The 22,215-nt window shown below is 45.5% G+C and carries 22 protein-coding genes and 1 tRNA gene; 10 read left to right on the top strand and 13 right to left on the bottom strand.

The window, feature by feature from the left end:
• Positions 1 to 14: 14 nt before the first annotated feature.
• A complete protein-coding gene (gene odhB / locus K7R11_RS00165; protein WP_224487703.1) occupies positions 15 to 1,232 on the top strand; it encodes a 2-oxoglutarate dehydrogenase complex dihydrolipoyllysine-residue succinyltransferase in 1,218 nt (405 codons plus the stop codon).
• Positions 1,233 to 1,434: 202 nt separating this feature from the next.
• On the opposite strand, the gene K7R11_RS00160 is transcribed toward odhB, so the two are convergent.
• Complete coding sequence (locus K7R11_RS00160; RefSeq protein ID WP_224487701.1) at positions 1,435 to 1,872, bottom strand: retropepsin-like aspartic protease family protein; 438 nt, start codon at positions 1,870 to 1,872, stop codon at positions 1,435 to 1,437.
• Positions 1,873 to 1,925: 53 nt separating this feature from the next.
• Here K7R11_RS00160 and K7R11_RS00155 point away from each other — a divergent pair, with 53 nt between their 5' ends.
• The 9 genes from K7R11_RS00155 to K7R11_RS00115 all read left to right on the top strand — a co-directional run bounded on the left by K7R11_RS00155 (position 1,926) and on the right by K7R11_RS00115 (position 8,328).
• Entirely contained in the window at positions 1,926 to 2,693 is a 768-nt protein-coding gene (locus K7R11_RS00155; protein ID WP_224487699.1) for a TatD family hydrolase, read from the top strand.
• 59 nt (positions 2,694 to 2,752) lie between these two features.
• The gene (locus K7R11_RS00150) at positions 2,753 to 3,880 is read left to right on the top strand and encodes a 1-acyl-sn-glycerol-3-phosphate acyltransferase (protein WP_224487698.1); all 1,128 of its coding nucleotides are present in this window, start codon (positions 2,753 to 2,755) and stop codon (positions 3,878 to 3,880) included.
• The gene (locus K7R11_RS00145) at positions 3,877 to 4,902 is read left to right on the top strand and encodes an asparaginase (protein WP_224487697.1); all 1,026 of its coding nucleotides are present in this window, start codon (positions 3,877 to 3,879) and stop codon (positions 4,900 to 4,902) included. Before K7R11_RS00150 ends, K7R11_RS00145 begins: the two co-directional genes overlap by 4 nt.
• Before the next feature lie 83 nt (positions 4,903 to 4,985).
• Positions 4,986 to 5,073, top strand: a tRNA-Ser gene (locus K7R11_RS00140).
• 75 nt (positions 5,074 to 5,148) lie between these two features.
• On the top strand, positions 5,149 to 5,952 hold the full coding sequence (locus tag K7R11_RS00135) for a MotA/TolQ/ExbB proton channel family protein (RefSeq protein WP_224487696.1): 804 nt from the start codon (positions 5,149 to 5,151) through the stop codon (positions 5,950 to 5,952).
• Between the two features lie 31 nt (positions 5,953 to 5,983).
• Positions 5,984 to 6,418, top strand: coding sequence for a hypothetical protein (locus K7R11_RS00130; RefSeq protein WP_224487695.1), 435 nt, complete (start codon positions 5,984 to 5,986; stop codon positions 6,416 to 6,418).
• Position 6,419: 1 nt separating this feature from the next.
• Positions 6,420 to 7,040, top strand: a complete 621-nt coding sequence (locus K7R11_RS00125) for an ExbD/TolR family protein (RefSeq protein ID WP_224487694.1) — start codon at positions 6,420 to 6,422, stop codon at positions 7,038 to 7,040.
• Positions 7,041 to 7,056: 16 nt separating this feature from the next.
• Entirely contained in the window at positions 7,057 to 7,539 is a 483-nt protein-coding gene (locus tag K7R11_RS00120; protein WP_224487692.1) for an ExbD/TolR family protein, read from the top strand.
• 90 nt (positions 7,540 to 7,629) lie between these two features.
• The gene (locus K7R11_RS00115; protein WP_224487690.1) at positions 7,630 to 8,328 is read left to right on the top strand and encodes a porin family protein; all 699 of its coding nucleotides are present in this window, start codon (positions 7,630 to 7,632) and stop codon (positions 8,326 to 8,328) included.
• Here the strand turns inward: K7R11_RS00115 and K7R11_RS00110 are convergent.
• The 12 genes from K7R11_RS00110 to K7R11_RS00055 form a co-directional block, all read right to left on the bottom strand.
• Positions 8,323 to 8,880 (bottom strand): hypothetical protein, encoded by a 558-nt coding sequence (locus K7R11_RS00110; protein WP_224487687.1) that lies wholly within the window; start codon positions 8,878 to 8,880, stop codon positions 8,323 to 8,325. The two genes, K7R11_RS00115 and K7R11_RS00110, sit on opposite strands and share 6 nt — an antisense overlap.
• Positions 8,881 to 8,927: 47 nt before the next feature.
• On the bottom strand, positions 8,928 to 10,382 hold the full coding sequence (gene rpoN, locus K7R11_RS00105) for an RNA polymerase factor sigma-54 (RefSeq protein ID WP_224487685.1): 1,455 nt from the start codon (positions 10,380 to 10,382) through the stop codon (positions 8,928 to 8,930).
• A gap of 95 nt (positions 10,383 to 10,477) precedes the next feature.
• A complete protein-coding gene (asnS, locus tag K7R11_RS00100) occupies positions 10,478 to 11,917 on the bottom strand; it encodes an asparagine--tRNA ligase (RefSeq protein ID WP_224487683.1) in 1,440 nt (479 codons plus the stop codon).
• A gap of 394 nt (positions 11,918 to 12,311) precedes the next feature.
• Complete coding sequence (locus tag K7R11_RS00095) at positions 12,312 to 14,711, bottom strand: efflux RND transporter permease subunit (protein WP_224487681.1); 2,400 nt, start codon at positions 14,709 to 14,711, stop codon at positions 12,312 to 12,314.
• A gap of 45 nt (positions 14,712 to 14,756) precedes the next feature.
• On the bottom strand, positions 14,757 to 17,279 hold the full coding sequence (locus K7R11_RS00090) for a DUF5686 and carboxypeptidase-like regulatory domain-containing protein (protein WP_224487680.1): 2,523 nt from the start codon (positions 17,277 to 17,279) through the stop codon (positions 14,757 to 14,759).
• A 79-nt stretch (positions 17,280 to 17,358) separates the two neighbouring features.
• On the bottom strand, positions 17,359 to 17,913 hold the full coding sequence (gene frr, locus K7R11_RS00085) for a ribosome recycling factor (RefSeq protein WP_224487679.1): 555 nt from the start codon (positions 17,911 to 17,913) through the stop codon (positions 17,359 to 17,361).
• Positions 17,914 to 17,960: 47 nt separating this feature from the next.
• Positions 17,961 to 18,668 (bottom strand): UMP kinase, encoded by a 708-nt coding sequence (gene pyrH / locus K7R11_RS00080; protein WP_224487678.1) that lies wholly within the window; start codon positions 18,666 to 18,668, stop codon positions 17,961 to 17,963.
• A 140-nt stretch (positions 18,669 to 18,808) separates the two neighbouring features.
• Entirely contained in the window at positions 18,809 to 19,633 is an 825-nt protein-coding gene (gene tsf, locus K7R11_RS00075; protein ID WP_224487677.1) for a translation elongation factor Ts, read from the bottom strand.
• Between the two features lie 68 nt (positions 19,634 to 19,701).
• Positions 19,702 to 20,499, bottom strand: coding sequence for a 30S ribosomal protein S2 (gene rpsB / locus K7R11_RS00070; RefSeq protein WP_224487676.1), 798 nt, complete (start codon positions 20,497 to 20,499; stop codon positions 19,702 to 19,704).
• 169 nt (positions 20,500 to 20,668) lie between these two features.
• The gene (rpsI, locus tag K7R11_RS00065; RefSeq protein ID WP_224487675.1) at positions 20,669 to 21,055 is read right to left on the bottom strand and encodes a 30S ribosomal protein S9; all 387 of its coding nucleotides are present in this window, start codon (positions 21,053 to 21,055) and stop codon (positions 20,669 to 20,671) included.
• On the bottom strand, positions 21,055 to 21,510 hold the full coding sequence (rplM, locus tag K7R11_RS00060; protein WP_224487674.1) for a 50S ribosomal protein L13: 456 nt from the start codon (positions 21,508 to 21,510) through the stop codon (positions 21,055 to 21,057). The genes rpsI and rplM overlap by 1 nt, the downstream gene beginning before the upstream one ends.
• Before the next feature lie 403 nt (positions 21,511 to 21,913).
• Positions 21,914 to 22,123 carry a four helix bundle protein gene (locus K7R11_RS00055; RefSeq protein WP_317196455.1) on the bottom strand — a complete coding sequence of 70 codons (210 nt, stop codon included), beginning with the start codon at positions 22,121 to 22,123 and terminating at the stop codon, positions 21,914 to 21,916.
• Between the last annotated feature and the right edge of the window lie 92 nt (positions 22,124 to 22,215).

Genomic DNA, 22,215 nt, shown 5'->3' with positions numbered 1-22,215 from the left:
AAATTAGGATACAGATGATTTTAGAAATGAAAGTCCCCTCGCCGGGAGAATCTATTACAGAAGTTGAGATTGCACAATGGCTGGTTGAAGATGGTGATTATGTGGAAAAGGACCAGGCTATTGCAGAAGTAGATTCAGATAAGGCAACCCTGGAGTTGCCGGCAGAGGCAAGCGGGACCATCACCCTGAAGGCAGAAGAAGGGGATGCTGTAGCTGTGGGCGAAGTGGTATGTCTTATCGATACCAGTGCCGAAAAGCCTGCCGGGGGATCATCCAAGGCCGAAGCGCCTAAGGAAGAGGCTCCTAAAGAAGAGAAAAAGGAAGAGGCGAAACCTGCCCCAGCCAAAGAAACATATGCCACGGGTACAGCCAGTCCTGCGGCTAAAAAGATCCTCTCTGAAAAGGGCATTGATGCCGGCGACGTGCAGGGTACAGGGAAAGATGGACGCGTAACCAAGGAGGACGCCGTTAAGGCGGTGCCGTCTATGGGAACTCCTTCCGGAGGAAATCGCGCCACAACCCGTTCCAAGCTCTCTATGCTGAGAAGAAAGGTAGCAGAACGACTGGTATCTGCCAAGAATGAGACGGCTATGCTGACCACCTTTAATGAGGTGGATATGAGTCCGATTTTTAAACTGCGTAGCGAGCACAAGGAAGCCTTTAAAGCTAAGCACGGTGTAAGCCTCGGGTTTATGAGTTTCTTTACCAAAGCTGTGGTAAGAGCGCTGCAAATGTATCCTGCGGTGAACTCCATGATCGATGGTAAGGAGATGATCTCATATGAATTCTGTGATATTTCTGTTGCGGTATCCGGACCAAAAGGACTTATGGTGCCGGTAATGAGAAATGCAGAGAACCTGAGTTTCCGCGGAGTGGAGCAGGAGATCAAAAGGCTGGCTATCAGAGCCCGTGACGGCCAGATAACGGTTGATGAAATGACCGGGGGTACCTTTACCATTTCTAATGGTGGGGTGTTTGGTTCTATGTTGTCTACCCCAATTATTAATCCTCCGCAGTCGGGGATCCTGGGTATGCACAATATCGTAGAGCGTCCGGTTGCTGTTGATGGAAAGGTAGAGATCAGACCGATCATGTATGTGGCCCTGTCTTACGACCACCGAATTATCGATGGAAAAGAGTCTGTAGGATTCCTGGTGGCTGTCAAAGAAGCCCTTGAAAATCCAACAGAATTATTAATGGATAACGATGTGAAAAAAGCGCTGGAGCTTTAAGTTGCAGACGATATAACGATATATTGGAAAAGGCCTCCTGGGAACAGGGGGCTTTTTTTGTTGGTAGCGAATGATGTGTCCTTAGCGGTTGTCTTGGCGAGCTCTGTTGGGAAGGTGTGAAACAGTCTGCCCTGTTAAGGATGCTGAACCGGTCATTCGTCATTCGTCACCCGTCACAAATAAAAAGCGGTACCACCACTTTTTATTTCAAATACAACGCCTTCTTCTCGTAGTCAATAACCGCCTTTCCTCGTTTTAGAATATCTGCTCCTATGATGCCGTTAACAGGTTTGGCGTCGTGATTGATAAGGGCCTGGTTTACATGGGCCAGGTCAAAGAGTACGATCTTGATCTTTTTTTGTGTCCAGTCTCCGATGCTGATGCTATTCTTTCTGGAGATCTCCGTTTGCATGTCAGAAGCTCCCGCTCCCGCGGCCTTTATGTCTGAAGCTTCAGAGATCAGCTGGAATTTTTCCACGCAGTCGATCCCGATACAGGTGCTGGAGGCTCCGGTGTCGAGAATAAAGGTGCCGTCTACCCCATTGATGCGCGCATCCATTTCGAAGTGATTGGTTTTGGTGCGGATGAGCTTGATCCGGGTGTATCCCTTTTCCCTGAGAAACTTTTTAAGACTGGTCATGATCTTCATGTAATTTTCGCAAATATAGCCGATTAAACTATTATTTTTGCGCCATGATTTTAACAGATACCCATACACACCTATATAGTGAGGCTTTTGATGAAGATCGTGATGCTGTGATGCAAAAAGCCATCGAGTCCGGAGTCGGGCGCTTTTTTATTCCGGCCATTGATGCATCTTATATTCCCTCCATGCTCAACCTGAAAGCATCCTATCCGGAGCGTGTTTTTCTGATGGCGGGACTCCATCCTACCCATGTTAAGGAGAATTATGCAGAAGAGCTGGAGCAGGCGCGGGAAATGCTGGAAACGCATAAGGTATATGGGATCGGGGAGACCGGGATCGATCTGTATTGGGACAAGACGTTTTTAAAAGAGCAGCAGGAGGCGTTCAGAACTCAGATCCGTTGGGCCAAAGAGTTGCAGCTTCCGGTGATTATTCATTGTCGCGATGCTTTCCAGGAAGTATTTGAGGTGCTTGAAAGTGAAAAGGACGATCGGTTATTCGGGATATTTCATTGTTTTACCGGTACTGCCGAAGATGCTCAGCGCGCTATCGATTGCAACCTGAAACTGGGTATCGGAGGAGTGGTGACCTTTAAGAACGGTAAGATCGATAAGTTCCTTGCCGATTTCCCGCTGGAACATATGGTTCTGGAAACCGATTCGCCTTACCTGGCACCTGTGCCCTACCGGGGAAAGCGAAACGAAAGTTCTTATTTGCTCCATGTGGCTGATAAAATGGCCGAAGTATACGGCATTTCTGTGGAGGAGGTAGCTGCTGTAACCACCGAAAATTCAAAGAAAATTTTCGGAATCTGAGATTTTACCCCGGGTTTTTTGATAATTTTTGTTGTTTTGTGCTATAAAAAACCGACCAATTGATTACAACCGACGATATCAGGCCATACCACGATGAGGAAGTGAATGAGGTGCTGCGGGATTATGCCCGCCATCCTATGGTCATGGCCCTGCTCCAGTTTACCTTTCCTGATACCCCTGTAGAGGAAGTACAGGCCATTCTCAAGGATTGCCATTCGATACGTGATTTTCAAACCCGTGTGATCTATCAGAGCATACAGCAGGTTTTGGAGCGAAGTTCCGAGGGGTTCACCACGGAAGGGTTTGACGATCTTGACCCGGGGACTCCTTATTTATATATATCCAATCACAGGGATATCATTCTCGATACCTCTCTCCTGAATGTGGCACTATATGATCACGGACTGGTCATGACCGCCTCTGCCATCGGGGATAACCTTGTAAAGAAGTCGTTTTTGCTGGCCTTATCCAGGCTCAATCGCAACTTCCTGATCAAAAGAGGTCTTGGGGCCAGGGAAATGCTGCAGAGTTCAAAGGTGGTGTCCGGATATATCCGTCAGCTGCTTTGTGAAGTGGGTCGTTCGGTATGGATCGCCCAGCGGGAAGGGCGTACCAAAGACGGAGACGATCGTACCCATCAGGGTGTGCTTAAAATGATAGCTTTGAGTAATGAGGGGGAAGGAGTGATGGAGTATTTGAAAAAGCTCAGGATCGTGCCTGTTTCCATTTCTTATGAATTTGACCCGACCGATATGCTTAAGATGCCGGAGCTTATGGCTAAGCATTACGATGTAGAGTACGTCAAGTCGGAAAACGAAGATTTCAACAGTATTTTAAAAGGGGCCACAGGGCAGAAGAAACGAATCCATATTGCCGCCTCTAAGCCTTTGAGTGCGGAGCTCGATGCCATCGCTGCTTCCGGTGCGCCGGTCAATAAGCAGTTTCAGATGCTGTCGGACCTTATCGATGAAAAAATTCACGGTCACTACAAACTATGGCCCTCGAATTATATTGCCTATGACCTGCTTTGCGGTTCCAAAAAGTTCGCAGATAAATATACGGAAAAGGAAGAGCGCCAATTTCAGAGGCGGATAAAACGCAGGGTAGATGAGGGAGATCCCCTGGAGTTGGCAAGTTTCCTGAAAATGTATGCCAACCCGGTGATCAATAAACTGGAATTGTCATGAAGCAAAAAAGCAGAATACTGCTAATCTATACCGGGGGTACCATCGGAATGATGAAGGATTTTAAAACCGGAGCTTTAAGAGCTTTCGATTTTGATAAGCTTCTGATGCGAATTCCGGAATTGTCGCACCTGGATTGTGAAATTGATACGTATTCGTTTGAAGAGCCGCTGGATTCCTCCAATATGGATCCGGGCCACTGGGTGCGTATTGCCACGCTGATTGAGGGCTGTTACCAGCAATATGACGGGTTTGTGGTGCTCCATGGAAGCGATACCATGAGCTATTCTGCATCTGCCCTTAGTTTTATGCTGGAGAATCTGGCCAAGCCGGTGATCTTTACAGGGTCTCAGCTTCCTATTGGGGATCTGCGAACCGATGCTAAAGAGAACCTGATCACGGCCATTGAGATGGCAGCACTTAAAAAGAATGGTAGGTCGGTGATCCGGGAGGTAGGACTGTATTTCGAATTCAAGCTCTACCGGGGTAACAGAACCACCAAGATCAATGCAGAGCATTTCGAGGCCTTTGCCTCGCTTAATTTTCCTCCTTTGGCCGAGAGTGGGGTGCACCTGAAGGTAAACCATCAAAACCTGCTGGATCCCGGCAGGAAGAAACTTAAGGTGCATAAGCACATGGATAACCGCATCGCACTGATGAAACTTTTCCCCGGCTTTTCCCCGGAGGTGGCTGCTGCCATATTGCTGAATCCTGCGGTCAGGGCGGTAATTCTGGAAACCTATGGTGCCGGAAATGCGCCTACTACTCCCTGGTTTACCAATCTGGTTGCCGAAGCTATAAATCAGGGGAAGCATATTGTAAACGTTACCCAGTGTTCCGGAGGAAGTGTGATGATGGGGCATTACGAGACCTCTTCCCACTTGAAAAAACTGGGAGTGATAAACGGAAAAGATATTACTACCGAAGCCGCAGTGACCAAGTTGATGTATCTGCTTGGAAACGAAGTGGGAGCAAAGGTTTTCAAGACAATTTTCGAAACTTCCCTGCGGGGGGAAATGGTTTAAAATTAACGGCATAAATTTTAAGAACTAAAAAAAAATTCGTTATTTGCCGCTCCAAATGCCTGCAGGCATGGTAAAGATTATTTAGAGAGGTGGCCGAGTGGTCGAAGGCGCACGCCTGGAAAGTGTGTATACGGCAAAACCGTATCGAGGGTTCGAATCCCTTCCTCTCTGCTGTGGATTTAATGTTTAATAACAATTTTTTTTTATCTTTAACCCTATTAACTAACAAATTTAAGTTTAGAAGAAATGAAAAGACTATTCTCTATTCTGGCCATCGCCGGATTATTGGCTTTTACTGCGACAACTGCCAACGCTAAGGATATGATTCCTGCCGTATCTGAAGGAATTTCAGAAATCGTTGCACTTGATGACGCTGCTGTTGCCCTTGTACAAGATGAGGCTGCTCCAGCTGAGGAGTCCAGAACTTTCCATCAAGAGCTTAAGAATCGTTTCATCGAGGGAGGTGCAGGATTCATGGGGATCGTACTTCTTTGTTTGATCCTTGGACTAGCAGTAGCTATCGAAAGAATTATCTTCCTTAATATGGCTACTACCAACACTAAGAAGCTGGCTCAGAAAGTAGAAGATGCCCTTGCCTCAGGAGGTGTTGAGGCCGCAAAAGAAGTTTGTCGTAACACTAAAGGCCCTGTTGCTTCTATCTATTACCAAGGTCTTGACCGTATGGACGAAGGTGTAGAAGCTGCAGAAAAAGCTGTAGTTGCCTACGGAGGTGTACAGATGGGTCAGCTGGAGAAGAACGTATCCTGGTTGTCTCTGTTCATCGCGATCGCTCCGATGCTTGGGTTCATGGGAACTGTAATTGGTATGATCCAGGCATTCGATAAGATTAGTGCCGCTGGTGGACTTGATGCATCACTTATTGCAGGTGATATTAAGGTAGCACTTCTTACCACCGTATTTGGTCTTATTGTGGCTATTATTCTTCAGATCTTTTACAACTACATCATCGCTAAGATCGATAGCATTGTAAACGAGATGGAAGATGCGTCTATCACTTTGGTAGATATGCTTGTAGACCACAAGAAGTAATTTGTATAACCAGACCAAATTAGATTAGAATATGTACAGAATAGCTAAAATATTAGCGATCATATTAGGAGTTGTAGGACTCGTGGTATGGGTGATGATCGCCCGTAACGACAATCCTTCACAATCCGGTATGGTTGATGTTATGATAAATCTGGGGTATTGGATGACCATTATTACTGCAGTCGTAACCTTTGCCTTTTCAATATGGCAATTATTGACGCACCCGGATAAATTGAAGAAAGCGTTGATTTCCCTGGGAGTTTTTGCCCTGGTATTGTTCATCAGCTACGCAGTGTTGTCTTCAGGTACAGATATTAACCTGGACAGACTTGCGCAAAGAGGTATTAACGTAACAGAAGGAACCTCTAAAATGGTAGGTGCCGGTCTTTGGGCCTTTTACCTACTCGCCATTATAGCTGTTGTTGCTATGGTGTTCTCAGGAATCAAAAAAATTATAAGTAATTAATATGGCAAGAAGAGGAGGAGCACCGGAAGTAAATGCTGGTTCGATGGCCGATATTGCGTTCCTACTCCTGATCTTTTTCCTGGTTACCACAACCATTGAAACTGATTCAGGTCTGGACCGTAAATTGCCGCCTGATGAACCACCACAGGATAATGTAATTATCAAGCAAAAGAACATTTTTACCGTAGAGGTAAATAAAAATAACCAACTGTTGGTTGAGGAAGAATTGTTGGAGCTTAAAGATCTTAGAGCTGCAGCTGTAAAATTCCTGGACAACGGTGGGGGTGAAGGTGAAAAAGGAGAGCGTTGCGATTACTGTCAGGGAGACAGGGATCCTGCATCTTCAGACCATCCGAACAAGGCGATTATTTCTCTAAGAAATGACCGTCAAACCAAATACAGCACGTACATCGCAGTACAGAACGAACTGGTAGCAGCTTACAACGAGCTGCGTAACAGGGAGTCAGAAAGATTGTACGGACGTCCGTTTACGACCATGGAGGCAGAATACCTGGATCCTAAGACGTCGGACGCTGTTAAGGATGAGCTAAAGCCTAAAATTGAAAGAATTCAGGAGATGTATCCGCAAAAGCTGTCGGAAGCAGAACCTAAGACTAACTAAAATTCATTAGAACAGTATGTCTAGATTTAAAAAGAAAAAAAGTGGAGAAGTACCTGCGGTGTCTACGGCGTCCCTGCCTGATATCGTATTCATGCTGCTCTTCTTCTTTATGACTGTAACGGTAATGAAGGATAGTTCCCTTATGGTTCAGAACGAATTGCCGTATGCAGATCAAATTCAAAAACTGGATAAGAAAGATCGTGTGATCTATATCTATGCAGGAAAACCTAGTCAGCGTTACCAGGATACCTATGGTACCTCCGCGAAAATTCAGCTGAATGACAAATTTGCTGATGTTTCTGACGTAGCTGCCTATATCCTTGCAGAAAGAGCTAAGAAACGTGAGGAGTTGCAAAATGTGCTTACCACGGCTCTTAAGGTAGACCAGGAAACCAATATGGGTCTTATCTCAGATATCAAACAGGAATTGCGTAAAGTAAATGCATTGAAGATCAATTATACAACCCGATCCGGAGATGCCTTCAGAAATATGCAATAATCCATTTCGATTAAACTTTTATTAGTTAGAATAACGCTTCTGCCATATCCTGGTTGGAAGCGTTTTTCTTTTTATTCCCTTCCTGCCACTATGAATAAATTTTTGTTCATCTTATTTTTCATCTGCGGGTTTACCCGGGTAAGTGGGCAATTGGATAGCCTCGCTGTGGAAATCAATGATTCATTGTATTTCGAAGATCAGTTTTATGTAGGGATGTTTTACAACGCGCTTACCCAGCAACCGGGGGAGACCGGTCAAAGCAAGTTGTCTTATGGCGCTATGGGTGGATTTATAAAGGACTTGCCAATTAACAGGGAGCGTTATATCGCTTTAGGTGTAGGGGTGGGGTTGGCATATCAAAGTATTAACAGTGATCTCAGGGCCAGGGAGCTCAGTACAGGGCGAATAGTATACAACCAGGTAGCTCCGGGGATAACCTACAGAAGGAATACCCTCTCTTTTGCCTCTGTGGAATTTCCTGTGGAATTCAGATGGCGGGGATCTACCCCGGTAAAGTACAGGTTCTGGAGGGTTTATGCCGGGGTAAAATTCAATTACAACCTTGGAGCACGATCCAGTTTTGTAACATCAGATTATAAAGAAGTGTTTTCCAATAGTGATGTAAACGACTGGATGTACGGCGCCTATTTCACCTTTGGTTATAATACATGGAACTTTTACTTCTATTACCAGTTGAATCCACTTTTTCGCGATGGAACCTTTACCGGGGCAGGAGAATCTATTCAATCGAGGTCCTTACAACTGGGGCTTATCTTCTATATCTTATAACCAATAATTAAACGTGATCAGCTGGGTGAAAAATCCGAGTACGATGCCGGTGATTACCTCGTGTGGCTGGTGTGCTTTCTGGTATAGCCTGGCGGTGGCTACCGCCCCCATGCTCAGGAAGAGCAGAGAAAGCGCAAGGATGATGTTCTTTTCATAGTGAAAGGAAAGTCCCAGCACAAAAGTAGTTAGCCCGCTTATCCCTATCATGTGCATGCTGGCCTTGTACCCGAAATACACCAGGAACAAACACGCAAGCAGGGCACCGAGTATTCCTGTAAAAAAGAAGTACAATTCTTCAGCATAGCTGGTAGGGATCACTCTGGCAATGACAATGTAGGTAAGAATGATATACAGGTAGAGCGGTATTTTGCGTTCCCTGATCTGTTGGAGGCCCGAAGAACTGATCCAACCGAGGTTCCTGAGCAGGAAAAAGAAAAGAATGGGTATGGCAACGGTCACGATAAAAACGGCCGTTAGAACGGCTCTCTGGTTGTCCGGGGGGCTGAACCTCGGAGTAACCATAAAATACGCCAGGGTGCCTCCAAATGGCATGAAAAGGGGGTTAAAAAGGAAGCTGATAAGTTTGGAGAAAAATTGCATTAAATCTCTTTTCTAAGTCGGGCTACAGGAAGGTTAAGTTGTTCCCTGTATTTTGCAACGGTTCGTCTCGCTATAGGATATCCTTTTTCCTTTAGCAGTTTGGCCAGTTTGTCGTCTGTAAGCGGTTTTCTCTTGTCCTCATCTTCGATCAGGGTTTCCAGGATCTTTTTAATTTCCCTGGTGGATACGTCCTCTCCTTCTTCATTTTTCATCGCTTCGGAGAACAAGTCTTTTATCAGCTTGGTGCCATAAGGGGTGTCCACATACTTGCTGTTTGCTACCCTGGACACAGTAGAAACATCCATATTGATCTTGTCTGCGATATCCTTAAGGATCATAGGTTTTAGCTTTCGCTCGTCTCCTGTCAGGAAAAATTCTTCCTGGTGGTGCATGATGGCATTCATGGTTACATACAGGGTTTCCTGGCGTTGGCGAATGGCTTCAATAAACCATTTTGCTGCGTCGAGTTTTTGCTTGATGAACATAACCGCATCCTTTTGGGATTTGGATTTCTCTTTAGAGTCCTTATAGCCTTTGAGCATGTTGTTGTATTCCCTTGAAACATGCAGTTCCGGGGCATTCCGGCCATTCAGGCTAAGGTCCAGTTCCCCGTCTATGATCCTGATCGTGAAATCCGGCACCACGTGTTCAACCATGCGGCTGTTTCCGGAGTAGGAACTCCCTGGTTTGGGGTTCAGCTTTTCGATCTCGTGAATGGCGTCCCGAAGTTGGTCTTCGTCAATATCGTGACGTTGGAGCAGTTTTTTATAATGCTTCTTGGTGAAGGCCTCAAAAGAACGCTCTAGGATGTCAATGGCAAGATCGACATCCGGTGCAGGTTCTTTACTTTTTAATTGAATAAGCAGGCACTCCTGCAGGTTTCTGGCGCCCACACCCGGGGGGTCCAGTTGCTGAACGACCTTAAGTACGCGCTCGACTTCGGCTTCTTCCGTATAGATATTCTGGGTGAAGGCGAGATCGTCTACAATATCGCGGAGATCTCTTCTGATGTATCCTGTTTCGTCAATACTTCCAACCAGGAATTCTGCGATCTCGAATTCCTGATCGCCCAGGGTGAACGTGTTCAGCTGGTTGAGCAAATGCTGGTGAAAGGAGGTTCCCGCAGCATAGGGTACCTGCTTTTCCTCATCGTCACTGCTGTAGTTGTTGGCCTGAAGCCTGTAGTCGGGAATCTCATCGTCACTGAGGTATTCATCAATATTGATATCCTCAGTATCTATCTGTTCATTATCGCTTTCATAGGGGTCGTCAAACCTGTCTTCATCCAGGTCGCCACTCTCTTCCTTTCCACTCTCCAGGGCTGGGTTCTCCTCCAGTTCCTGCTTCATACGCTGTTCAAATGCCTGGGTGGGCAATTGAATGAGCTTCATCAGCTGGATTTGCTGAGGCGATAGCTTTTGAGATAATTTAAACTGGAGATGTTGCTTTAACATGACTTAGGTGTGATGGGTATAAAAATAAAAAAAACTAGCCACAGCATTCCTGCTATCGGCTAGTTTTTACATACTTTCTTCTGAAATGCGGAATATTAGAATTCTGCGTTCTGAGGGGTTCTCGGGAATGGGATCACATCGCGGATATTGGTCATTCCTGTAGCGAACAATACCAGTCTTTCAAAGCCGAGTCCGAATCCACTGTGCACTGCTGTTCCGTATTTACGAAGGTCGAGATACCACCACAACTCTTTCTCGTCTATGCCCATTTCCTTTACTTTTTCCATCAGGACATCCAGGCGTTCTTCCCTTTGCGAACCTCCAACGATCTCTCCGATTCCCGGAAACAGAATGTCCATGGCTCTTACGGTTTTTCCGTCCTCGTTGAGTCGCATGTAAAATGCCTTGATCTTGGCCGGGTAATCAAACAGGATCACCGGAGCCTTAAAGTGCTTTTCTACCAGGAAACGCTCGTGTTCACTCTGCAGATCCGCCCCCCATTCTTCAATGAGGTATTGGAATTTTTTCTTTTTGTTCGGTTTGGAGTTCTTCAGGATCTCGATGGCCTCAGTATAGCTTACCCGTTTAAAGTTATTGTCGAGTACGAACCTGATCTTCTCTGTGAGGGTCATTTCGCTTCGTTCATCCTTAGGCTTTGACTTCTCTTCCTGCAACAAGCGATCTTCTAGGAATTTAAGGTCGTCCTCACAGTTTTCCAGTACATAACCGAGGACGTATTTGATAAAGTCTTCGGCGAGATCCATATTCCCGTCAAGGTCCATAAATGCAACTTCCGGCTCAATCATCCAGAACTCTGCCAGGTGTCTGGAGGTATTGGAGTTTTCTGCCCGGAAGGTGGGACCAAAGGTGTAAACCTTACCCAGCGCCATGGCATAGGTCTCGGCTTCCAACTGTCCGGATACGGTTAAATTGGTTTCCTTTCCGAAAAAATCTTCTTTATAATTCACCTCGCCCTCTTCGTTGAGCGGTGGATTTTTTGCATCCAGTGTGCTTACCCGGAACATCTCTCCCGCGCCTTCCGCATCAGAGCCGGTGATCACCGGAGTGTGTACGTAGTAAAATCCGTTCTGACGGAAATACTGGTGAATGGCAAACGAAAGGGCCGAGCGCACCCGCATTACGGCTCCAAAGGTATTGGTGCGTACCCTTAAATGTGCTTTTTCTCTAAGAAATTCAAGCGAGTGTTTCTTGGGTTGTATAGGGTAAGACTCCGGGTCGGAGTCCCCCAGGATTTCGATGTTCTTCACCTGGATCTCGAATTTCTGACCACGGCCCTGACTCTCCACCAGGGTTCCGGAAACAGAAATGGCAGCACCGGTGGTTAATCGGCGCAGCAAGTCTTCCGGGGTATTCTCAAAATCTACCACACATTGAATGTTGTGCAGGGTGGAACCGTCGTTCAGCGCTATAAACCGGTTAGAGCGAAAGGTTCTTATCCATCCTTTGGCAGTAACTTCCTGAAGTAATGCCTCTCCGTCTAATAATTGTTTTATGCTGTATACTTTTAATGCCATGTTCTCATGAGAATTTTGGTGCCCAAAGATAAAATATTTCCATCTATCCCCTGCATTTTGCAGGGGGAATTGATTTTACGGATTTCCTCATAGATGTGAACGTTTATAGTTATGTTGAAAATGACTTATTTTCGATAAAACAACGGATATAATCGATGAGTATTTTCTGTTTTGTAAGTAAAGACTTAATTAATTAATATATTTGAATCAATTTCAGTGTTTTTTTAGCAAACATGATAACCAAAAGGAACTGTAGTTCTCAAAAAATATAATGAAGATCCTTATCCATGGCTGTAAGGCTGTGAAAGGGTCTTTTTTTTAAAAGCATTTAAAGTGTAGGTTTGGGGGAACCTCGAAAGTCTGCTAGGGCATTTGTTTGTCCGGCAGGCTTTTTTTATTTCTCCGGTTGCTCTTCTTCCTCATCCTCTGCCAGTACATCGATGTAAGGTTTCTTAAGTACCTTTTTGTTGGCAATATTTCGCTCCAGGGCTAATAACAAAGACGGAAGCAGGATCAGGTTCGCCAGCATGGCAAAGAGCAGGGTCATGGATACCAATCCGCCAAGGGCTTTGGTTCCGCCGAAATTACTGATCATGAATACCGAGAATCCAAAGAAAAGAACAATGGAGGTATAAAACATACTTACCCCGGTTTCCCTTAGTGCATTGTACACTGATTTTCGGATGTGCCAGTGGTTTGCAGCGAGCTCCTGTCGATATTTGGCCAGGAAGTGAATGGTGTCGTCTACCGAAATACCAAAGGCAATACTGAATACCAGGATGGTCGAAGGTTTTATCGGGATACCCAGATACCCCATGACCCCTGCAGTAATAATGAGCGGCAGGAGGTTGGGAACCAGGGATACTATGATCATTTTAAAAGAACGGAACATATAGGCCATAAACAGGGAGATCAGTACAATGGCCAGAGACAGGGACATCACCAGGTTTTTTACCAGGTACTTGGTACCTTTCATAAATACGAGAGCCTTCCCGGTTACCGTTACATCGTACCGGTCTTCCGGCAGGGCTTTTCTGATCTTCTTATCCAGGTCTGCTTCTATTTCCTCCATTTTGTCTGTGCCGATATCTTTCATGAAGGTGGTGATCCTGGCAATCTGCCCTGTAGAATCGACAAAACTGCTCAGCAGGTTGGCATTTCCTTCAGATTTTTTGGCGTAGGAAAGGATAAAGGTGTTTTCCTGGCTGTTCGGTAGTTGATAATATGCAGGATTACCATTATAAAAAGCCTGTTTGGAATATTTTACCAGGTTGGTAACCGAAATGGGATCTGATAGTTCCGGGGTCTCCCGGATTACTTCTTCCACATCATCCATTCGCTTCAGGGTTGAAGGTTTCATCACCCCGTTTCGTCTCCGGGTATCTATCATGATCTCTACCGGCATTATACCGTCAAACTCTTCTTCAAAGAACCTGATATCGTCAAAAAAGGCCGCACCCTGGGGCATGTCCTCGATCAGGGATCCGGATATCCTGATCTGGTAAATTCCTATAATACTTGCTATAAGTGCAAAAAGGGAGACAATAAATACGGCAATACGATGGTTGCGAACCGTGTTTTCCATCCATCCGACAAAGCCACTGATCCACCTCTTGTTCAGGTGCTTCAGGTGTTTGGTTTTCGGGATAGACATGTAGCTGTAGATGATGGGGATAATGAGCAGCGACAGGATAAAGATAAAGATGATATTGAGGGATGCCACAATACCAAATTCGGTCAGTAGTTTACTGTTCGTAATGATAAACGTGGCAAAACCAGCTGCAGTGGTCATATTGGTCATCAGCGTGGCGTTCCCCACTTTGGAGATCACTCTTTGCAGGGATTTGGCCTGGTTCCCGTGTTTATTAAATTCCTGCTGGTATTTATTGATCAGGAAGATACAATTGGGTATTCCGATAACGATGATCAGCGGGGGGATAAGTGCCGTAAGCACGGTGATCTCATATTTGAGCAGCCCCAGGGTTCCAAAGGCCCACATCACTCCGATCATTACTACGATCATGGAAATCAGGGTGGCTCTGAACGATCTGAAAAAGAAGAAGAAGATCAGGGAGGTGACCAGTAAAGCCGCAGCGATAAAAGTACCGATCTCGTCAATGATATTCTGTGCGTTAAGGGTCCGGATATAAGGCATACCGGAGACTCTGAGGTCGATGCCTGTTTGCTTTTCAAAATCTTCGATAACCGGAATGAAATCGTTAAAGATAAAATCCTTCCTTACCGCGGTATTCACAATTTCCTTATCGAGGTAAACCGCAGTGCGAATAGTTCCGCTCTCCTTATTAAACAACAGGCTTTCGTAGAAAGGGAGCCGTTCGAAAAGTTCATTCTTAATACTGTCTACCTCTGCCTGTGTGGCTACCTTACCTTCGCTTAGCGGCTGCAGTTCAAATTCCTGTTTTTCGGTGTTTTTCACCAGTTTTTTAAGGTTGTCTGTAGAGACCACCAGGGAGACTTCGGGCTTAGCCTGAAGTTGTTTGCTGAGCTTGTTCCAGGCGTTGAAATTATCCGGGGTAAAGAGCGTACTGTCTTTAACAGCGATTACGATCAGGTTACCTTCTTCCCCGAAGACGTCAAGAAACTCGTTATAGGAAACATTAACAGGGTGGTCATCAGGCAAAAGGTTGGCCTCGGTAAATGTAAACCGCATGTGTTTCCACTGGGTTGCCATAAAAACGGTTACTCCTGCAAGAACCAATAGTATAAAGATTCGATTTCTTAAAATCAGGCGGGCAGTGTATTGCCAGAAAGTTCTTGTGATCCAGTCAGTCATCAGTGAAAATTTCGCTGCAAAAATAGAAAACTAAGTGCATTAACCCTAAATTCCCAAAGATAAATAGAAGGTAAACTTCAGAGAGAGATTGTCTTCAAAGCGCGGCAGGCTATACGGGCCGTACCGGTAGAGCGTGCTCAACCCGAAACCGGAAAATATGCTGTTAAATTCAACCCCGCTTTCATAGTAGCCGTTCTCAAGCGAGTTAAAAGGGATGCCCACGTGTTTTTCAATATTCCTGATGTCCCCTATGGCATACCGGGTGATAAAGATGACCTGGGGTTTGATCCTTTCGGAGATCTTGAAAACGGGCAGGAAATATTTCGCCTGCATACTGATATAGCGGTCGGAGAAGAACTCATCAAAATACATGGTCTCGAAGCTGTCTCGTCCGGCTACAGAAAAGCGTTGCAGCAGGGCGTCTTTTTTAGGCTGGTTAGGGGAGGCGTGATAGAGTTCCGTAATGGGAAGGTCGCCAAAGGCCATGCCGCCCGTTAAGTTCAGGCTGATGGTTCCTGCTCCGAAGGTGTTAATGTCATGTCGGATGCGTAACTGTGTTTTGGTAAAGCTGAAATCGCTTCCCATGATACCCTCAATGCCCTGGGTGACCTGAAAATTGAATTGCGGAAATCCGGGTTCGAGCAATGAGCTGCCTTCCTCTGAAACGAGGTAGCGGTTATTGGGGCCCCAGAAGAGGGAATAGGTCAGGGTACTGGTCTCCCACTGGGTAAAGTTAATCCCGTCATGTACATAGGTGTAGGGATAGGTAGGTTGGGTGTCGGCCTGTGTCCACTGAATTCTCATTCTGAGTGCAGGGTTAACCTCATGGGTCAGGAAGCTGCTGAAAGCTTTATTCCTGTGGAAGGAGGTGATATTGAAAAGCCGGGGTTCGAATACATAAAACGTTCTGCCTTCGGTGAGGAAGGCGGCGCTGCCGGTTTCGGTAAGGTCGTCCTTGTAATCCAGGGCAAACCATGTGTCTTTGGAAGGGAGTAATCTGTAGGAGGCGGTGAAACCGTATTTAAAATCTTTGTCTTTAGTTCCGTAAACCCCATAGGTTTTGAGCCGGAGTCTTTTAGAAAAGTTGTCGTTGGTAATAGAGCCCATTCCGAGACGGAACGCCTCATAGTCATTGTATTTGATCAGGTACTTCAGGTCGAAATCGATATACCGGGTGGAAACATACCCGGTAAAGAGTTTGTTGAGGAAGTCAAGACGTTCATTGATGTTATTGGCTGCGGCAATACTGTCGAGCTCCAGATATGTGTTCTCTTCCCGCTTTGACAGGGGTTGCTGACGGCGGGTTTCCCAAAAGGATTCGGATTGGGTTTCTGCAAGGGGTGCTACACGGATATCCTGCGTACGTCCGCTGAGTTGAACGGGTTCGTTGAAATGGATATCGGTATTGTACTGCCTGGTGGTAAACCGGATCAGTTTGTCGGGTTGCTCCGGGTTTGTATGTCTTTCGGTGCTGTCTGATGAACTTTTATTGACCTGGATCAGCATCCTGTCAAAGAGTTCCACAGGCCTGTTGCCTTCTCCTTTTTTCAAATCCAGCATGGCCCGTTCCGGAAACCAGATATCTTTTTCGGGATAGTATCGGTTTTCCTGCCTGGCATTGATCTCGAGGCTTCCGCGCAGTTGTGATACCCCTTTCTGAAGTGCCATGCTTACGGTGTCTATGTAGAGTACTCCCTGAAGCAGGGCCTTATTCGATTCGCGTTTGGGGTAATAATAGATCAGGTACCCCGGACGTCCCTGCTGGTTGGTGGTGTCGAGTATCCTGTAGCTGTAGGTGTTGAATGCCGTTTTGGAGAGCGGACTTTTATAAGTGGTGCCCAGAAGGCGGTAGGTTTCATTGTAAAAGGAAAAGGATTGTAATTGTACGCTTAATAACCGGTACAGGGGCTCGTCTAGGCCGGCCATTTTGCTGCCTATAATGGTTTCTTTTCTTCCTTCTCCCTTTTGGTAGGCCACGCGCATGGCAGTTTCTGTCATGTAGAGGTGGGTGCGGCTCAGTCGTTCCTTGAGTTTGTATGCGCTGCTGTCGGTCTCTTTAAAGAGCAGTTCGCCCTTTTTGGGGAGAAATACAGAATCAATGGTCCCGCTTATAGAATCGGGATTTGCCGTGATCAGGGATTTTTGATAAGACCTGAAGCTAAAGCTGTTGAGCATATTCTCGGGGTCGTTGGACGCTTTTCGCGAGATGGCTTCAGCGATGATACGCGCTGCTGCTCCAGTATTCGCATTTAGGCTTACCTCGTCCAGTAGCTGGGTGCTTTCTTCCAGTTGTACCAGGAGGTATTGTCCGGTGTCAGGGCGGATTTCCCTGGGTAGGTAGCCCAGGTAGCTGAATTTCAGGGTGTCTGTTCCTTCAGGCAATTCGATCTTAAAGCTGCCCTGGAGGTCTGTGATGGTCCCTGTGCCATCGGTAAGGGTGATGGTGGCGAAGGGGAGTATTTCTCCGGTTGATGCGCTGACTACCTTACCACTGATGACCTGCTGCCCGTAGCTTAGCCCTACGAACAACAAAAGAATGCTGAACAGGAAGGAGGTTTTTTTGATCACGCTTTCTCAATGCAGGTTGCAAAGGGTTAATGAATGCAAAAGCGATCCGGGGAGGATCGCTTTTTATAGAGACGGAGTGTTAAACCGTCATGATTTCTTTTTCTTTAATCGCGAGGATGTCATCCACTTTCTTTATGTGGATGTCGGTGAGTTCCTGAACATCGACCTCGGCATTGGCTTTCAGATCTTCAGAAGCATCCAGCCTTTTGATCTCCTTATTGGCATCCTGCCTGGCGTTACGTATAGATACCTTGGCATCTTCAGCTTCGCTTTTGGCTTGCTTTACAAGATCTCTCCGGCGCTCTTCGGTTAAGGGTGGTACACTTATGATCACCATCTCGCCGTTGTTCATCGGGTTAAAACCAATGTTCGCGAGCATGATACCCCTTTCGATCTCTTGTAGCATGGATTTTTCCCAGGGCTGAATGGCAATGGTTCGGGCATCCGGGGTGTTCACATTGGCTACCTGGTTAAGTGGGGTCTGAGAACCGTAATAGTCAACCATGACACTGCCAACCATGGCAGGACTGGCTTTTCCCGCTCGGATATTCACCAATTCTTTTTCCAGGTGCAAAAGGGCAGCATCCATAGACTCGCGGGCACTGTCCAGAATGAATTCAATTTCTTCGTTCATAACGATTTATGATTTAGATCAATATGGCTAAGGTTAGGTTAATTTACTCAAAGATTTACTTTTGTTCCAACTTTTTCGCCGGAAACTACTTTCAACAGGTTCCCTGATTTATTCATATCGAAAACAATAATGGGTAACTCATTTTCCTGGCTTAGGGTAAAAGCAGTGGTGTCCATGACCTTAAGACCTTTTTTAAGGACATCTTCAAAGGATATAAAGTCAAACTTGGTGGCATCCTTGTTTTTTTCAGGGTCTGAGGTGTAGATGCCGTCTACCCGGGTACCTTTCAGGATCACATCGGCGTTGATCTCAATGGCTCGCAATACGGCTGCAGAATCGGTAGTGAAGTACGGGTTGCCCGTTCCGCCACCGAAAATAACTACCCGTCCTTTTTCCATGTGTCTTACGGCTCTTCTGCGAATAAAAGGTTCCGCTACTTCATTGATCTTTATAGCCGACTGCAGGCGGGTTTCGATACCTTCATCCTCCAGGGCACTCTGTAGTGCCAGGCCGTTAATTACGGTGGCGAGCATCCCCATATGGTCTCCCTGAACGCGGTCCATTCCGTTGCTGGCTCCGGCGACCCCCCGGAAGATATTTCCGCCTCCAATAACGATGGCAACCTCCACTCCTTTGTCAACGATCGTTTTGATCTCTTCGGCATATTCCTTAAGTCTTTCAGGGTCGATACCGTATTGGCGCGTTCCCATAAGTGCTTCTCCGCTAAGTTTTAAAAGGATTCTCTTGTATTGCATGAATTGCGTGTTATTATTGGGCTGAATAAATTAAATCGCAGCAAAAATACGCAAAAATATTGAGTGTGATTAAGTGGGGTTGGGATATAAAAAAAGCCCCTTTTAAAAGGGGCCTTTCCTATGTGTTGATGCAAGCGGGATTATCCCAGAGCTACTCTTTCGAAAGCAGTAATGGTAAGATCTCCGTTTACAGATTTTACGTAAGCGGCAACACTTTGCTTGTTATCCTTGATGAAATCCTGGTTTACAAGAGTGTTGTCTTTAAAGAAACGCTTAAGTTTCCCTTTAGCGATGTTGTCAAGCATGGCTTCTGGTTTCCCTTCGGCTCTTAACTGATCTTTGGCGATCTCGATCTCTTTGTCGATAACAGACTGATCTACACCTTCCTCGTTAAGGGCTACAGGATTCATAGCAGCTGCCTGCATGGCCACATCCTTAGCTGCGATCTCGGCACCGTCTACATTGGCAGAAAGTCCTACCAGGGTAGCGATCTTGTTTCCGGCGTGGATGTATGACCCAACGAAAGGAGCTTCCAGTTTACGGAAATCTCCGATCTCGATCTTCTCTCCGATAACTCCGGTTTGTTCGATGAGTTTGTCAGAAACAGTGATTCCGTTAAAATCAGCTGCCAGAAACGCATCTTTAGAGTCGAAGTTAAGGGCCAGCTCGGTAAGGTCGTTAGCCAGTTGAACAAAAGAATCGTTCTTGGCAACGAAATCGGTCTCACAGTTCAGTGAAACGATTACTCCGGCAGACTTGTCGTCATTAACCTTGGCGATAACAGCACCTTCAGAAGATTCTCTGTCGGCTCTCTTAGCGGCAACTTTCTGACCTTTCTTACGAAGGATCTCTACGGCTTTGTCAAAATCTCCTTCTGCCTCAACCAATGCCTTTTTACAATCCATCATACCGGCTCCGGTAGATTTTCTTAGCTTATTTACTTCAGCGGCTGTGATTTTTGCCATTTCTCTTAAGATTTTTTGATTAAAGGCCGCTAACCGGAAACCGGATAGCGGCTTTTGGAAAATATTATTTATTCGTTGTCCTCAGACTTTACGGCTTTAGCCTCTTTTTCTGCTTTTGCAGGAGTATCGGCATCACCTTCGCTTTCTTTGCCCGCTTTTTCAGCGTCCTTGTCAGCCTTTCTTTCAGAAAGTCCTTCTGCAACAGCTGCAGTTACGTGAGAAAGCACTTTTTCGATCGATTTTGACGCATCGTCATTAGAAGGGATCACATAGTCTACCTCTCTTGGGTCAGAGTTGGTATCGACCATTGCGAAGATTGGAATGTTTAATTTCTGAGCTTCTTTTACTGCGATGTGCTCACGCATGGTGTCTACAATAAACAGCGCTCCCGGCAGACGGGTCATGTCCTGGATAGAACCAAGGTTCTTTTCCAGTTTTGCTCTTAAACGATCTATTTGTAATTTTTCTTTTTTAGAAAGGGTATCAAAAGTACCGTCTTTCTTCATTCTGTCGATAGCAGCCATTTTCTTTACCGCCTTACGGATGGTAACGAAGTTGGTAAGCATACCTCCTGGCCATCTTTCAGTGATGTAAGGCATATTTACTGCTCCGGCTTTTTCAGCTACGATGTCTTTAGCCTGCTTTTTGGTTGCTACGAAAAGAATTTTTCTTCCTGAAGCAGCGATCTTTTGAAGGGCTTCGTTAGCCTCTTCGATCTTGGCTGCAGTTTTGTACAGGTTGATAACGTGGATCCCGTTGCGCTCCATGTAGATGTAGGGCGCCATGTTTGGATTCCACTTTCTGGTAAGGTGTCCGAAGTGTACACCTGCCTCTAGTAAGTCTTTAACTTCTATGTTGTTTGCCATTTTCTTAATAGTTTACGTTCCGTTGTACAGTTAGCAATGAAAAAGTGGTCACCTCTTCAGAGGATTGTGCCTTCTTCATTTGGATGCTAAACTAGGCTCCGCAGGGCGGATCAACGACATGATTAATTTCAATATGATATGAACGAAAGTTCCCTTATGAAAAAAAGGATTAACGCTTAGAGAACTGGAATTTCTTACGGGCTTTCTTCTGACCGAATTTCTTACGCTCAACCATGCGTGGGTCTCTGGTAAGAAGTCCTTCCGGCTTCAGGGTACCTCTGTTCTCAGCATCTACTTCACAAAGAGCTCTTGAAATTGCCAAACGTACAGCTTCTGCCTGTCCGGTAGTTCCTCCACCGTAAACGTTTACCTTGATGTCAAAAGACTCTGCATTATCAGTAAGTGTAAGCGGCTGCTTCACCTTGTACTGAAGGGTAGGAGTCTTGAAGTAGCTTTCCATGTCTTTTTTGTTGATGGTGATGTTTCCTTTCCCTTCAGAAACATACACTCGTGCAACAGCAGTTTTTCTTCTGCCAATCTTGTGAATTACTTCCATTATTTAAAATCGTTTAGATTAATGGCAGCAGGCTTCTGAGCTTCGTGATCATGCTCGGTTCCTGCATACACTTTAAGATTTCGGAAAAGATCAGCCCCCAGCTTGTTCTTAGGAAGCATTCCTTTAACTGATTTTTCGATCAAACGCGCCGGATTCTTTGCGAAAAGATCTTCAGCAGTTTGAACTCTTTGTCCACCTGGGTACCCGGTGTAGCGAATGTATTCTTTCGCATTCCATTTCTTCCCGGTTAGGTTGATCTTCTCGGCATTGATAACAATTACGTTATCTCCACAATCAACGTGCGGGGTAAAGTTGGGCTTGTGCTTCCCTCTTAGCAGCTTGGCTACCTTAGAAGAAAGACGTCCCAGCGTCTGTCCTTCAGCATCAACAAGAACCCACTGCTTATCTGCAGTTGCCTTGTTCGCTGATACGGTTTTGTAGCTTAATGTATCCACACTAACTTATTTAAAATTAAACATTCCATTCCTGCCCGATTCAATATGGATCGGATTTACAGGGGTGCAAATGTACATATAATTCTTATAATTGCAAACGTGTACTTGCTTATATTTGAAAGGAATACAGAATGCGTTGGGGATTAATGTGTTTTGACGACCTTGGCTTTGTATTTTACAGGGTTCTGAAGTTGTAATGAGCAGGCGTATGTGGTTTATTTGGGTGTTCTTCGGTCAAAACGAAATATTTTAACTACTTCAAAATCCCAAAATCCAAATTCCAAAATCCGAAAGGGAACTTCTGAATTTATTTTAGGATAATTAATAAAGTTGTTAGGTGAAGAATATTGTTGTGATCGCTTGATAATGATAGTCGATATAATATTCCTCCATGCTCCGGCTTTCAAGAAAAAGAGACTGAATTGTCTCTGCTGGAGGTGCTTAACTCACAAAATGATTTTAGCCATAGTTCTGATTCCTTCGCTTCTTTCCTTGAAATTTTCATTCTGTACAACCTGTCCCTTACGCCTGGAGATTCATTTGCCTCTAAACAAATTGCGGTAACTGATCCGGATGATCTAATCAATTGTTTCCAGTCCTCCGGATGGTTTATATCGTAAAGAAGAACCTGAATAAGGGTCTGCAGTTTTTTGCAAACATTTAGGTACGCAGTTCCGGGGCATATGTTTTATCAATTAGACTGGA

The organism is Robertkochia flava, assembly GCF_020166515.1.
Classification (GTDB): domain Bacteria; phylum Bacteroidota; class Bacteroidia; order Flavobacteriales; family Flavobacteriaceae; genus Robertkochia; species Robertkochia flava.
This window is presented reverse-complemented; position numbering and strand designations above follow the sequence as displayed.